This is a genomic window from Vreelandella aquamarina (genome assembly GCF_044805175.1).
GTDB lineage: Bacteria > Pseudomonadota > Gammaproteobacteria > Pseudomonadales > Halomonadaceae > Vreelandella > Vreelandella aquamarina_B.
In genome coordinates, this window is sequence record NZ_CP085232.1 from 1,804,651 (window position 1) to 1,818,401 (window position 13,751).

The window sequence follows — 13,751 nt, forward strand, 5'->3', positions numbered from 1 at the left end:
GGCTTATCTCCGCTATGGTTAAACAAGGTCATTAATATTGATTAACCACCCACGGAATAGGAAGCCACTTATGGATCAACCGGTACATCACTTTAGCGAGCTTTTTGAGCAGTTAGGGTTGCGCTCAGATGCCGAGTCCATTGAGCGCTTTATCCAGCGGAACTCACCACTGCCCAAAGAGATGCCGCTGGCGGATGCGCCCTGTTGGAATGAGGGCCAAGCCGACTTTCTTCGAGAGGCGGTTGACGAGGATGCCGACTGGGCCGAAGTGGTCGACCATCTCGACGCTTCCATGCATAAATCTCCTTAGCCCCAGCGCCGCCGACACGGCGGCGCTTAGCCATTCAAACGGGCTTCAACGCGCTCCAGAATTTGGCGGCTCACCTTGCCTACCAGAGGTTTTGCCGCCTTATTTACCGCTTTTTCCATCAGACGGTTGCGGATATCGTACTGCAGGGTCAACGCCACTTCCGTACCCTCCGGTACTTCACGTAGCTGATAGCGCCCTTGGTTTTTAACACCCTCTAATGACTCCCAAGCCAGGACATGGGGCGGCTCAATCTCAGTAACGGCAACATCAAATGCCCAGTCCATACCCACTGCTCTCACATGCCAGCGGTAACGGTTCTCTCCAAGAGTGTCGATGGAGTGGATCAGGTCGGAGTAGTCGGCAAAATCCTCTACACGGCGCAGAAGATCAAACACACGCTCCGGGGACGCCTTGACGATTTCGCTATGCTCTATAGTGGCCATAAGTGGTTTCCTAACGGCTAGAACCCGTAGCTTAACATGGCAACCGGCACCCCACACACCGAATGAAAAGTGCCCGTGGCAACGGCGAATACTGGTCAGATTAACCACGATTGCGTAAACTGCCGCCCTTCCGGACCGGACCCCGGAACACTGTCTTGCCAAAGCAGCAAGCACGCCATAAATTCTCCGACCATGAGCATTCCGTATGTCCCCTACCGCTATATCTGATGCGAAAGCATCAACCACCGTCGTGATTTATTCAGGCGGCATGGACTCCTTTACCGTATTACACCGTGCCATCAACGAAGGGCTCAACGTTCACGCCCTCTCGTTTGACTATGGCCAGCGCCACCGCCGGGAACTCGATACCGCCCGCCAGGTGTGCGAAACTCTCGGCATTCCCCATCAAGTTGTCGACATTCGTGCGATTCACGGCTTGATTGATAACTCGGCGCTCACCAATAGCGCTATCGATATGCCCACTGGCGACTATGACGCTGACAACCTCAGTGCCACCGTCGTCCCCAATCGCAACATGATCCTGCTCTCACTGGCGATTGCCAAAGCGGTCAACATTGGCGCAGCGCGTGTGGATTATGGTGCCCACGGTGGCGATCACATCCTTTATCCCGACTGTCGCCCTGAGTTTGTAAAAGCCATGAACCATGTGGCAGGCATTGCCAATTTTGAGCCTGTGACTCTGCACGCCCCTTACCTGCACGCCAGCAAAGCGGATATTCTGCGCGACGGGCTTGCTATGGGATTGGATTATCGGCAGACATGGACCTGCTATGAAGGCCGCGAGCTTGCCTGCGGCCAGTGCGGTAGCTGCCGCGAGCGGTTGGCAGCCTTTGCAGCTAACCACAGTGTTGACCCTCTTGATTACGCCATCGATACCTCGCAGGTGGCGCGCTGATGTATCACGTTAAGGAAGCCTTCTACACTTTACAGGGCGAAGGCGCCCAAGCAGGTCGCGCCAGCGTATTCTGCCGCTTTACCGGCTGCAACCTGTGGTCGGGCCGGGAAGTTGACCGCGCAAACGCCAAATGCACCTTTTGCGATACCGACTTTATCGGCACCGATGGCGTTAATGGCGGCCAGTTTGACACCGCACAAGCGCTGGCAGAGCACATCAAAGCGCTGTGGCCCCAGGAAGCCAATAATGCCGTGCCTTACGTGGTGTTTACCGGTGGCGAACCGCTGCTGCAGCTCGATAGTGCGCTCATTGCCACGCTACACAGCGAGGGCTTTGAAGTAGCGGTCGAAACCAACGGCACGCTGCCACCTCCGGCGGGTATCGATTGGCTCTGCGTTAGCCCCAAGGGCAGCAACCCGCTAGCGATCACCCAAGGGGATGAGCTGAAACTGGTGTTTCCCCAGCCTGATGCGCCACCGGAGCAGTTTGCTCACCTTGCGTTCAACCACTTCTTTTTGCAGCCGATGGATCTCAGTGCTGTCGCGCAAAAAAGCATTGCCACCGACAGTACGGCGACCATTCACGCCACCACGGCGTACTGCATGGCCAACCCCCAGTGGCGGTTGTCACTGCAAACGCACAAAATCGCAGGATTTGAGTAATGGCGCTATTTGTAAACCACCTTACCCATATTGATGTTTCTGTTTGGTGCCCCACAAAAGGGCTGATTGGCTGTAGCTGGCAGGTGGATGCCCTGCTAGAAGGGGAACTGGGCGATGACGGCATGCTGTTTGATTTCGGTGAAGTAAAACCCTGGATCAAACGCTCCCTTGATGGCGGGCTGGACCATACTCTGCTCGTGCCCACCCAAGCACCAGGCGTCGAGGTCAGCGAATGCGATGAAGGGCTATGCATCCGCACCACCACGCCCTATACCATGGAAGTTCGCGGCCCGGAACAGGCATTTACCCTGCTGCCCTGGGAGTCGATCACCCTGGAGCGCATTACCCACCACCTCAGCGCCCAGCTCACCGAGCAGCGGCCAACCAATGTTGAGCGGGTGACGCTCACGCTAAGCGATGAACTTATCGAAGGTGCGGCCTACGGCTATAGCCATGGGTTAAAGCGCCACCAGGGTAATTGCCAACGCATTGCCCACGGGCATCGCTCTCGCCTGCATATCTTCCAGGAGCAACAGAGGCAGCCCCAGTTGGAACAGCAGTGGGGAGCGTGGCTGGACAACCGATACCTGCTGGAAGAGGCGGACATTGCGGAGCAGAGTCAAGCGCAGCTAACCTGCCGCTATGCAGCCGCCCAGGGCTACTTCTCTATCACTTTACCCACCGAGCGCTGCAGCGTGCTGCCAAAACCCACCACCGTAGAGAATATTGCGCTTTGGCTGGCCGACCAGATTGCCAAGCAAACCGGCATTGCGACCCAGGTACACGCCTTTGAAGGTATCGACAAAGGCGCAACGGCACACGCAACCCTATGAGCGAGTTGATCACCAGCGACAGCAGCGCAGCATGCCGGGCAGGCTGCGGCGCTTGCTGTATCGCACCGTCTATCACCTCACCAATACCCGGGATGCCCAACGGCAAACCGGCGGGAGTACGCTGCGTGCAACTGGATGCCAACAATCTGTGCCAGCTCTTCGGCAGCCCACTACGGCCTGCCGTGTGCGGGCAATTCGACTACGACCCAGCCGTATGTGGCGAGCGGCGTGACGAGGCGCTCGCCACGCTGTCGTGGCTAGAAGAGAGCACCCGCTGAGCGTTTACGCCTCGTTTTCAACACTCACCGAGTGGGGTAAACGGCGATCCAGCAGGCTCACCCAGCGCACCAGTACCGGCGCATCGCTGTGACTGACCTCGCTAAGCAGACGACGAAATGTCTCTTTGGCCTGTTGATCGTTGGGTGAGATCCTTGTGAGCCAAAGCTCTAATGCCGCTAACTCCTGGTGGCGATTACCATGCTCCTGGGCCTGATGAATAGCCATGTCAGCAAGCGCCTTCACTTCACTGGCGGGATGGCCCAGCAGGTCACGCACTCTCGCCAGCTGAGTCGCCAGCTCGGGTAAGAATAGCGTGGTGCGCTCCCGGGCAATCACTAAGCACTGATCTAGATACTCCTCGGCGGCCTTCAGCTCGCCAAGCTCAATACAAGCATCCGAGTACCACAGCACAGGACGCTGAAAACGGTCTCGGCCATTCAGCTCGGCCATCTGCTCCAGGCTATCCCTCACCTGTACCAAGCCAGCATGATCCCCTGACATCGCCCGCTGCCAACCCAACACGCCCTGGGCAGATATTTGCCACAGCTGCAGGTCCGGCGTTCCCGTCATGGCAGCAGCACGCTCCGCGTGGCGAGCCGCTAGATGCACATGCCCCAGCTGGCGGTAGAGCGCTGCAGCAAACATCAGCGCCATCGCGAGTGTTCCCGGGTGGCCAATTTTCTCAGCAAGTCGGATAGCCGCTGAGACGTGCCGCTCGGCACGCTGGTAGTCGCCACGTAGGCAGAGTGCCCAACCCTGGAAGCAGGCAGCCGTTACTTGCGGATGGTCTGAGAACGGCAACCACTCGATCATCATTTGCGCGTTGAGCGGGTCAATTTCATCCAAGTGGTCATGGGCCTGCTGGATGCGCCCAGCCCAGTACTCACAGTGCGCCCTGGCATAGTCCGCCAAACGGCGGTACCGAGGGTCTTCCAGACGCTCGGCAATATCTGCCAGGGTGGAGGCTAATGCGAACGCATCGGCATGGGCGTAGCGCTGGCTGCGGCCCACCCAAAGCCCCCATTTCACTAGAAAAATTTGCTCTAAATCTTCTGGGTCTTCCGGGGTGTCACCACCTGATTGACGCAGCAATTCCCGAGCACGCACAAAACTCTCATGGGCAGTGGGCGAACCGTGACCTTCCAACGCAAAGGCTGCTTGCCCACGTACAGTGAGTAAGCTGACCTCGCGCTCCACTTCGTGCTCAACGTAGCGCAAACTGGCCAGCCCAGCATCAGCCATCCGCAAGGCTGTGCGATTCGCGCTCACTTTCAGCGCTTCCCGAGCGGATAGCTCAAAGTAGCGCGCGCCGCGAGCATAGTGGCCGCTGCGGCGCAAATGGGTCGCGAAATCGCCTGGATGGCGGCTAATCCACACCGGGAAACGCTCTTCAATCAGCGTGACGACCTGCTGGTGCAGCTTGACCCGCACATCCCTTGGGCAAGAGAGGTACGCCGCTTCTTGCAACAACTGATGGCTGAACTGATATTCACGCTCGCCACTCTCTTTATCGATCGGCTCAATAATCTCCAGCAGACGCATATGCTCCACTGCCTGCGATAATCGCGTTTTATCCCAACCGCTGCATTCAGCCAGGAAGTCGAGGCGGAAACGTTTGCCCAACACCGCCGCAATATGGGCAATCTCCCGATCCCCTTCCAGTTGGTCAATACGGCTGGCAAGCAGGCCTAACAGCCCTTTCGGCAGCTCATCGAACTGGACACTGCGCCCTTCTCGGCGGTCCATATCCAATCGTCGACAGATCTCCTGCATATAGAGCGGCACGCCATCACAGCGTTCAATGATCTGGTTACGTAGCCGGGGGCTCAGGTGCATACGATAGCGGCGCGAGAGCTGGGAGAGCAGGCGGGAAGACTGCAGCGCATCCAGTTTGCCGAGGGTAATTTGCTGATCCCAGTGCAGCTTCACCGGTAGCGCCTCGCGGCCATGGTGGCTTGCCACCAGCATAAAGGCCGTATTGATGGGCAGGCGCGCCTGCAGGCCCGCCAGCACCTTGAAAGAGGGCTCGTCTAGCCACTGCAAATCATCCACCATCAAGACCAGCGTCTGCGCGCCAGCCCGCTGGTCAATCAGGCGATGCAGCAATTTAACCACCAACTCTACCGCTTCACCATTCTGGGTAAGCTGGGTGATCTCTTTAACATCCCTTACCCCAAGCGCCTCTTCCAACAGCTGTTGGCGAGCGTCGTCTAGCGCCGTATCACCCAACGATACCTGCAACTCATGCAGCGCTTCTTGGGTAGGCGTAGCTCCAAGGTGCCATGCCAAGAGAGAGCGAGCCACTCCATACGGCTCTAGCACCGACAAGCGCGTCGTCGGCTGCCAGCAAATAGCGGCATCGCGGCTAAGCTCCAACTGACGAAAGCCGACCATGAGCGCCGATTTACCCATGCCAGATGCACCACGCACCAACACGCTTTGGCGCAAACCGATACCCGCTCGAGCCAGCGCATCACGTAGCGTGCGCAGCGAAGTCTCGCGGCCGACCAAGCTAGGGGGAAGCGCATCCCGCCCGCCTTCGTTTTGGCCTAGCACCAACGCACGCAAGCGCACCCGACCATCACTCGCCACCAGGCGGGAAACCAAACGAGGCTGAAGATCCAGTGCGGGAGGCATGTGCTGGCTGGCTTCTTGGGAAATCACCAACTCACTGCCTTCAGCAGCGCTCATTAACTCCAGAGACACCTGCGTTACTTGGCCCAGCGGGTCAGCTAGCTGGCGCTCAGGCAGATAAACCACACGGCCACTATTTAGCCCAGCGGCTAATTCAAAAGAGGGTGGCTCCCCCTCTCCAGCCCAGTGGCGTTGAGTTTCCTGGGGCAACGCTTGTCGACAGTGCTCATAGAGCGCCACCAGCTCGGCCAGCTGGTGCGCCGGACCGTGAGTACCAAAGCACGCCAGCCCAAGCCCGCCGGTGGCTCCTGGCAGCCAAAAGCCACCTAGGTGGTGGCACTGCTGCTCCAGCCAGCGCAAAAGCTCGAGCTGTAGCGCTAGGCAGTTACGGGTTGCCGCCCGATCTTGCCAGTCGCCTTTTAAACGCAAGCGAATTGCCATGACCGAGAGTTGGCGCAACTCGATTTCATCTTCACGAAGCGGCTTGCTATCAGCGGCTATTGCACGGGAAAAAGCGCCTTGTGGCGTCATAGCACGCGGGTCGTGATGGCCATCAGACCAGTAGTTAGCTAGCTGTAAAAAGCTGGGTTCAGGCTGCTGCCCCGAGAGCGCGAGCAGTTGCAGATAGCTGTTGTACTGCTCATGTGCGGCTGCCATTTGGTTTTTTTCTGCCAGCTGACGTACCAAGCGCTCATGGAAAGGCCCATAGCCTGAAAAGCGGCTTACCAGACCTTCCAGCATGTCGTCAGGTATTTCGTCATAGGCCTCAAGCACTTGTTCGGCAAAGCGTATCACTCTCTGGCGCCACTCATTACGTACTTGTACTAGCCAGCGCTGAAATTCGCTGCAGTTAGTCAGCTGTAGCTCTTCTATGAGATCGCCTTGATAGCACGCCATCACCTTTTCAAGCGTCTCTAGATCTTTGGAGCCTTCAAGAAGCTGCTGTAGCTCATGTAAATCTACCTGCCAATGGGCAGGTAAATGAAAAGCAATAGTCTGCCGCGAGACATTCAGTACCTGGTCCGCCTTACTCCCCATCGATTGCCTCAGGCAGTGCAACGCATGACGCAAGTTAGTGCGGCCAGAAGAGAGCCCCTGATCTGGCCAAAGCAGTTCAGCCAGCGCCGCACGATTCACCGGCTGGCGATGCAGCAATAGATATACCAACAGGGCTTTTACTTTGTCGTAACTGAAATGAGTGAGTACATCCTCCCCCTGAGTTAAGGAGAAGTGACCAAACAGGGTCAGCTGGTCTGTCTGTTGAGCATCGCGCATGATACACATCCTGCCTTGGCGAGCGGCGGGTTAGGCGGGCACGCCGCTATGAAAACGAAACGCCGTATCCGGAGTCGTCATCAGCTCCGCTTCACGTGCGACAAAGAAGGCAATACGGTCATCAATCGGCTCAGCGGTCTGTTGACGCGCCAACAGCAGATAATCTTCGAAATGACGCCCTTCTGACTTCACTAGCGTGCGGTAAAATTTCGCCAGCTCTTCGTCTAAATAAGGAATGAGACGAGCAAAGCGCTCACAGCTACGCGCTTCAATAAGGGCTCCAATAATGAGGACATCAATCAAGCGCTCCGGGTCATTACTGCGTACATGTTTGCGCAGCCCCTCGGCATAGCGCGATGCCGTCAGGTGGTGATAAACCACCCCGCGCTTTTCCATCAGTCCCACCACTTGCTCGAAGTGCAAGAGTTCTTCGCGGGCCAGTTGAGACATCTTGCTCAATAGCAGCGGCTGATCCACATAGCGGTAGAGCAGACTCATGGCCGTTGAGGCCGCTTTTTTTTCACACTGCGCGTGGTCAATCAACAGCGTTTCAGGATTGGCAAGCGCCCACTGCAACCAAGCATCAGGCGTGGGGCAGGCTAGAAACTGGTGAAGACTGTCTGGAAGCAAATCATCTGCCCGGAGGGCGTGGTCTGCTGTTTTTAGTGCCATTAGTTGTATAGACATAGTACCACTACCAAGCGTTTAGCTCACTATTGTATAATATATAAACGCCGTTGGCGTTATGTTCCCTAATTCTCTGAAGGCCACTGATTTAATAGCCCCTCACTTTTATATAGTATATTCCTAATATACAAGCATGGTTTATCCAGCACTTTACATGCTGCACCCACCAATTCCTTCTATGCCTAATCGCGAAACGAAAGTATGGCTATGGTAACGCGGCATCACAACAATCACACCCGCGCTTACCCTAAAACACGCTGTATTGGTAAAAAACTTTCAGCTTTTGGGGTAATTAACTAGAAAAAGCAGCAAAAAGAAACCCACAATCAGCACCTCAACACAAAGTACAAGCAGGTGCACTGCTCGGCTTCTTAACATTGTCGACAGTTTCCCGTAGAATCTCAGCCAACCACGAGACGCTGATTGTCAAGCGTATGTCACGTGTCCGAACGCCACACCTGCACCGTGCTGGCTGGTGTTCGCCACCGCTGATTCATCACTACTAAGAAGATGAGAGGGCCCCAACGTGCTTGAAGCTTACCGCCAACATGTCGAGGAACGCGCTGCTGAGGGCGTCCCACCCAAGCCCCTGACTGCCGAGCAAGTCGCTGCCTTAATTGAGCTACTGAAAAATCCGCCGGCCGGTGAAGAGGAGTTCATCCTAGACCTGATCACCAACCGCGTTCCCCCTGGTGTTGATGAGGCCGCCTATGTAAAGGCTGGCTTCTTAACGGCGATTGCCAAAGGGGAGGCCACCTCTCCACTAATTGATAAAATTCATGCGGTTAAGCTGTTAGGCACTATGCAAGGTGGCTATAACATCGCCTCCCTGGTAGAGCTGCTAGATAACGAAGAGCTGGCCCGTGAAGCTGGCGAACAGCTGAAGCACACCCTGCTGATGTTTGATGCTTTCCACGATGTTGAAGAGCGTGCTAAGCAAGGCAATACTGTTGCCAAGGACGTCATTCAATTCTGGGCAGATGCCGAGTGGTTCCTCTCCAAGCCCGCCCTGGAAGAGAAAATCACCCTGACCGTCTTCAAGGTGCCCGGCGAAACCAACACCGACGACCTCTCACCTGCCCCGGATGCCTGGTCACGCCCCGACATTCCGCTGCACGCCAACGCGATGCTCAAAAACGAGCGCGAAGGCATCGAGCCTGAAGTACCAGGCACTACTGGCCCGCTGAAGCAGATCGAAGACGTCAAAGCCAAAGGCTTCCCGGTTGCCTACGTGGGCGACGTGGTAGGCACCGGCTCTTCACGTAAGTCAGCCACTAACTCCGTGCTCTGGTTCTTCGGTGACGACATTCCTTACGTTCCGAACAAGCGCGCCGGTGGCTTCTGCTTCGGTGGTAAAATTGCGCCTATCTTCTTCAACACCATGGAAGACTCCGGTGCGCTACCGGTAGAAATGGACGTTTCCAAGTTGGAAATGGGTGACGTTATCGACGTTTACCCCTACGAAGGCAAAGTGTGCAAGCACGGCACCGATGAAGTACTGACCACCTTCGAGCTGAAAACCCAGCTGATCCTTGACGAAGTGCGTGCCGGTGGCCGTATTCCGCTAATTATCGGCCGTGGCCTGACCGGAAAAGCGCGCGAGTCACTGGGCTTAGCGCCTTCTGACGTCTTCCGCCTGCCGGACCAGCCTGCCGATACCGGCAAAGGCTTTACCCTGGCCCAGAAGATGGTCGGCAAAGCGTGCGGTATGGAGGGCGTACGCCCCGGCATGTACTGCGAGCCGAAGATGACCACCGTTGGCTCCCAGGACACTACTGGCCCGATGACCCGTGACGAGCTAAAAGACCTCGCTTGCCTAGGCTTCCAAGCCGATCTGGTCATGCAGTCGTTCTGTCACACGGCGGCTTATCCGAAGCCGGTGGACGTGGATACCCACCACACCCTGCCGGACTTCATCATGAACCGTGGCGGTGTATCACTGCGCCCCGGCGACGGCATCATCCACAGCTGGCTGAACCGTATGCTGCTGCCGGATACCGTTGGTACCGGCGGTGACTCCCACACCCGCTTCCCGCTGGGCATCTCGTTCCCTGCCGGTTCTGGCCTGGTAGCGTTCGCCGCTGCAACGGGCGTGATGCCGCTGGATATGCCGGAATCCGTTCTGGTGCGCTTTAAAGGCAAGCGCCAGCCGGGCGTTACGCTGCGAGATCTGGTTCACGCCATTCCGCTGTACGCCATCAAGCAGGGCCTGCTGACCGTTGAGAAATCCGGCAAGAAAAACGCCTTCTCTGGTCGCGTACTCGAGATCGAAGGCCTGGAAGATCTTACTGTGGAGCAGGCATTCGAGCTTTCCGATGCTTCCGCTGAGCGTAGCGCCGCTGGCTGTACCATTACGCTGTCCGAAGAGAGCGTGACCGAGTACCTGAAATCCAACATCACGCTGCTGAAGTGGATGATTGCCAACGGCTACGGCGATGAGCGCACCATCAGCCGTCGTATTGAAGGCATGGAAGCATGGCTGGCTAACCCGAGCCTGATGCGTGCCGACAAAGATGCCGAATACGCCGAAGTGATCGAGATTGACCTCGACCAAATCAAGGAACCCGTGCTCTGCGCACCGAACGACCCGGATGATGCCCGTCTACTGTCCGACGTTGCCGGTGAGAAAATCGATGAGGTATTTATCGGTTCGTGCATGACCAATATCGGTCATTTCCGTGCGGCAGGTAAACTGCTCGAAAAACAGCCTGCGGGCAGTCTGAAAACCCGTCTGTGGCTCGCACCACCGACCAAAATGGACCAGCACCAGCTGACCGAAGAGGGTTACTACGGCATCTATGGCCGTGCAGGCGCCCGCATGGAAATGCCGGGATGCTCTCTGTGTATGGGTAACCAGGCACGCGTTGCGGCGAAGAGCACCGTTGTGTCTACGTCTACACGTAACTTCCCGAACCGTCTGGGCGATGGTGCCAATGTCTACCTCGCCTCAGCGGAACTAGCAGCGGTTGCCGCTGTAGAAGGCCGTCTGCCCACGGTTGAAGAGTACCAGCGCTACATGGGTGAGTTTGACGCCATGGCAGGCGAGATCTATCGTTACATGAACTTCCACGAAATCGAGGAGTACCAGAAAATCGCCTCGAACGTGATTCCGGTTGCCCAAGAGGCTTAATAGCCTGTGGCACCGACCCATCGCCGATGCTCGCAACATCGCAGCCAGGCTAACCCCTTGCTGAGCCGATGACAGAACGCCCCTTCCCTTCAAGGTTGGGGCGTTTTTTATGACGCTGTGAACCCAGGAGCGAACAATGACTACGACCACCCAAATCATTACCCCAGATCTATGCGACGCTTACCCGGAAGTTGAGGTATTAGAACCCCTCTTTGCCAACTTCGGCGGTGTCGACAGTTTTTATGGCCCCATTCGCACCGTGAAGTGCTTTGAAGACAACTCGATGGTTAAGCAAGCCGTGGCTGAACCAGGCGAAGGAGCGGTACTGGTGGTCGATGCTGGCGGCTCGCACCGCTGTGCGATGCTAGGCGATATGCTGGCGGAGCAAGCGGCACAAAATGGCTGGGCAGGCGTGGTGATGTACGGATGTGTCAGGGATGTCGATATCTTGGCCACGCTTCCACTGGGCGTACAGGCACTTGGCAGCCATCCACGAAAAAGCGAAAAGCGTGGTGAGGGGCAGCGGGATATTGCCGTTACCTTTGCAGGTGTCACCTTACGCGTTGGCCAGTGGCTGTATGCCGATAACAACGGCATTATCATCGCCGAGCAGCCGCTAAAGCTTTCCTAATTTCACTTGTCAGGGGTGGCCGTTAGTGCCACCCTGATATCTCATTTTGACACTTGTGTGACTATGCAGCCGCTCATTCAATTAGGCGACGCTCTTCTTCGCACCCTTCGGGATCACCTCCGCCCGCTCATCGCTTATCACCTACTGTTTACCCTACTGGCCTCTGCCCTATTGGTGCCGGCCGTTGCTTGGCTATCGCAACGCTTTTTGGCGCAGCTAAACCGCACGGTAGTTACCACGGATGCGCTGTTGGGGTTACTCTTCAGCCCGCTTGGGCTGTTAGTCATGCTAGCGGGCTTGGGCATTACGTTCTTACTGATCTACTGGCAGCAAGCCGGTATGTTGCAAGTGGCCGTTAGACCAAAAGACAACCACTACCGGCTGGCGTTTGAAGCCCTATGGCTGAGTACACGGCGGCTTCCTGCACTGGCGGTATTGGTTATCCTCCAAGTCGGCGCCCACCTCCTGCTACTTGCCCCTTTTATGATGGCCCTCGCATGGTTATACGATCTTTGGCTTGGCGGCATCGACCCATACTATCTACAGCGCATACGCCCAGCGGTACTGTGGTATTTCCTCGCTTGCGCGTTACCGCTGGTGGCTATTTGGATCACTCTGGCGGCGTGGCTATATCTGCGCTGGCTGCTAGCACTACCGCTCGTAGCACTGGAGTCCTGCCCACCACACCAGGCGCTCAAGCGCAGCGTTCATTTAACCCGCGGATGGCACCGCTCTATCGGGATAGCAGTACTCACCCTGCTGCTAGTGATTATCGGCTTGCCTATTGCGACCACGTGGCTATTTGATAGCGTGGTAACGCCCTTACTGTGGTGGCTACCCGAGCACAACGCCGTGTTGATACCGGCAATGTTTGCTTATTTAACTGGCTATGTCCTCATCACGCTCACTATCACCTTTCTCGGCATTGCCACTAATGCGCTGCTGTCTGCCTGCCTCTATCTACAGCTGGCCCACCATAAGCCACGTCCTGCACCGCCCTCCCCAGATGCACACCCAGGGCGTATGGCCTGGGCAATTGAGCTTAGCGTGCTGGTATTCGCGGGACTACAAGCATGGTGGATTCTCAATAGCTTTGAGATACGCGACAATGTCGCCATCATCGCCCATCGCGGCAGCTCCATGGTAGCGCCGGAAAACACCCTTTCCGCTGTGTCGCAGGCACTGGAAGATGGTGCCGATGCCATAGAATTGGATGTTCGCCTGAGCGCCGACCATCAGGTCATGCTCTACCATGACCGCACGCTTGCCCGCCTCACCGGCGACACACGAGAATTTGGCGAACTCACCCGCGCCGAACTCAGCGAGTTCGATGTGGGTAGCTGGTTTGGCGATGCCTTTCAGGATGAACGTATTGCGGGATTAGATGATGCATTGGCGACCGTCCGCGGGCGCGCATCGCTGATGATTGATATGAAAGCCCTGCCGGGCCAAGAGCAAGCACTAGCACAGGCAGTAATTGAGGCACTTGAGCATGAAAGCGACATTCGCTACCGCTGCTGGGCCACTCAGCATGAGGCGCTCACTGCCGTCACGGCGTGCGGCTTTCCCAATACGCTGATGGAGATGCGTATGGCGACCATGTCGCCTGAGCTAGTACGCTTTATCAAGCAACGGGCACCCGAACTACGCGTCACGCTATTGGCACAGCTGATATTGCCGGGCACTCTTAATCGCCGCGAGTTTGATGCGTTAGGCCTTCGTCACAATCGCATCAGCCATCAGGAAGTCAAGCTGGCAGCGCACTTCGGCTATGAAGTTCATGCCTGGACGGTAAATGACCAAGCGCGAATGTCGGCGCTCATTGACCTAGGCGTAGACGCCATCATCACTGACTACCCTGACCGCTTGCGCACTCTAACAGAAGACCGCCGTGCCTTAAGCGATGGCGGCCTTATGCTCGTTAAGCTACGCAACTGGCTACGCCAGTAAA

11 protein-coding genes are annotated in these 13,751 nt (G+C 56.7%); 8 read left to right on the forward strand and 3 right to left on the reverse strand.

The features are described 5' to 3' along the window. The first annotated feature begins 70 nt into the window (after positions 1–70). Entirely contained in the window at positions 71–310 is a 240-nt protein-coding gene (locus LG300_RS08565; protein ID WP_404374505.1) for a DUF2789 domain-containing protein, read from the forward strand. A gap of 26 nt (positions 311–336) precedes the next feature. Here the strand turns inward: LG300_RS08565 and LG300_RS08570 are convergent, their stop codons facing one another. Further along, positions 337–753: an SRPBCC family protein gene (locus tag LG300_RS08570; protein WP_404374507.1), complete on the reverse strand. Its 417-nt coding sequence runs from the start codon at positions 751–753 to the stop codon at positions 337–339. A 205-nt stretch (positions 754–958) separates the two neighbouring features. On the opposite strand from LG300_RS08570, the gene queC reads away from it, so the two are divergent. From queC to LG300_RS08590, 4 genes are read left to right on the forward strand one after another with little or no spacing between them, the layout of a single operon-like run. Continuing rightward, complete coding sequence (gene queC / locus LG300_RS08575) at positions 959–1,669, forward strand: 7-cyano-7-deazaguanine synthase QueC (RefSeq protein ID WP_404374509.1); 711 nt, start codon at positions 959–961, stop codon at positions 1,667–1,669. Continuing rightward, a complete protein-coding gene (gene queE, locus LG300_RS08580) occupies positions 1,669–2,331 on the forward strand; it encodes a 7-carboxy-7-deazaguanine synthase (protein ID WP_404374511.1) in 663 nt (220 codons plus the stop codon). Before queC ends, queE begins: the two co-directional genes overlap by 1 nt. Beyond that, a complete protein-coding gene (locus tag LG300_RS08585) occupies positions 2,331–3,164 on the forward strand; it encodes a 6-carboxytetrahydropterin synthase (protein WP_404374513.1) in 834 nt (277 codons plus the stop codon). Before queE ends, LG300_RS08585 begins: the two co-directional genes overlap by 1 nt. Then, complete coding sequence (locus LG300_RS08590) at positions 3,161–3,442, forward strand: YkgJ family cysteine cluster protein (protein WP_404374515.1); 282 nt, start codon at positions 3,161–3,163, stop codon at positions 3,440–3,442. Before LG300_RS08585 ends, LG300_RS08590 begins: the two co-directional genes overlap by 4 nt. A gap of 4 nt (positions 3,443–3,446) precedes the next feature. Here LG300_RS08590 and LG300_RS08595 read toward each other — a convergent pair whose 3' ends face one another. Both LG300_RS08595 and LG300_RS08600 read right to left on the reverse strand, forming a co-directional pair. Then, complete coding sequence (locus tag LG300_RS08595; protein WP_404374517.1) at positions 3,447–7,352, reverse strand: AAA family ATPase; 3,906 nt, start codon at positions 7,350–7,352, stop codon at positions 3,447–3,449. A 30-nt stretch (positions 7,353–7,382) separates the two neighbouring features. Then, on the reverse strand, positions 7,383–8,039 hold the full coding sequence (locus tag LG300_RS08600; protein WP_404374518.1) for a tRNA-(ms[2]io[6]A)-hydroxylase: 657 nt from the start codon (positions 8,037–8,039) through the stop codon (positions 7,383–7,385). A gap of 526 nt (positions 8,040–8,565) precedes the next feature. On the opposite strand from LG300_RS08600, the gene acnB reads away from it, so the two are divergent. From acnB to LG300_RS08615, 3 genes are all read left to right on the forward strand, one after another. Further along, the gene (acnB, locus tag LG300_RS08605) at positions 8,566–11,169 is read left to right on the forward strand and encodes a bifunctional aconitate hydratase 2/2-methylisocitrate dehydratase (RefSeq protein WP_404374520.1); all 2,604 of its coding nucleotides are present in this window, start codon (positions 8,566–8,568) and stop codon (positions 11,167–11,169) included. Positions 11,170–11,305: 136 nt separating this feature from the next. Further along, positions 11,306–11,800: a ribonuclease E activity regulator RraA gene (rraA, locus tag LG300_RS08610; RefSeq protein WP_404374522.1), complete on the forward strand. Its 495-nt coding sequence runs from the start codon at positions 11,306–11,308 to the stop codon at positions 11,798–11,800. Between the two features lie 63 nt (positions 11,801–11,863). Beyond that, positions 11,864–13,750, forward strand: a complete 1,887-nt coding sequence (locus LG300_RS08615) for a glycerophosphodiester phosphodiesterase family protein (protein ID WP_404374524.1) — start codon at positions 11,864–11,866, stop codon at positions 13,748–13,750. Position 13,751: the final 1 nt, after the last annotated feature.

Excerpts from the sequence above, each read along its gene's own strand:
- LG300_RS08565 (WP_404374505.1), top strand. The coding sequence starts at position 71 with ATGGATCAACCGGTACATCACTTTAGCGAGCTTTTTGAGCAGTTAGGG.
- LG300_RS08570 (WP_404374507.1), bottom strand. The coding sequence starts at position 753 with ATGGCCACTATAGAGCATAGCGAAATCGTCAAGGCGTCCCCGGAGCGT.
- queC (WP_404374509.1), top strand. The coding sequence starts at position 959 with ATGTCCCCTACCGCTATATCTGATGCGAAAGCATCAACCACCGTCGTG.
- queE (WP_404374511.1), top strand. The coding sequence starts at position 1,669 with ATGTATCACGTTAAGGAAGCCTTCTACACTTTACAGGGCGAAGGCGCC.
- LG300_RS08585 (WP_404374513.1), top strand. The coding sequence starts at position 2,331 with ATGGCGCTATTTGTAAACCACCTTACCCATATTGATGTTTCTGTTTGG.
- LG300_RS08590 (WP_404374515.1), top strand. The coding sequence starts at position 3,161 with ATGAGCGAGTTGATCACCAGCGACAGCAGCGCAGCATGCCGGGCAGGC.
- LG300_RS08595 (WP_404374517.1), bottom strand. The coding sequence starts at position 7,352 with ATGCGCGATGCTCAACAGACAGACCAGCTGACCCTGTTTGGTCACTTC.
- LG300_RS08600 (WP_404374518.1), bottom strand. The coding sequence starts at position 8,039 with ATGTCTATACAACTAATGGCACTAAAAACAGCAGACCACGCCCTCCGG.
- rraA (WP_404374522.1), top strand. The coding sequence starts at position 11,306 with ATGACTACGACCACCCAAATCATTACCCCAGATCTATGCGACGCTTAC.
- LG300_RS08615 (WP_404374524.1), top strand. The coding sequence starts at position 11,864 with ATGCAGCCGCTCATTCAATTAGGCGACGCTCTTCTTCGCACCCTTCGG.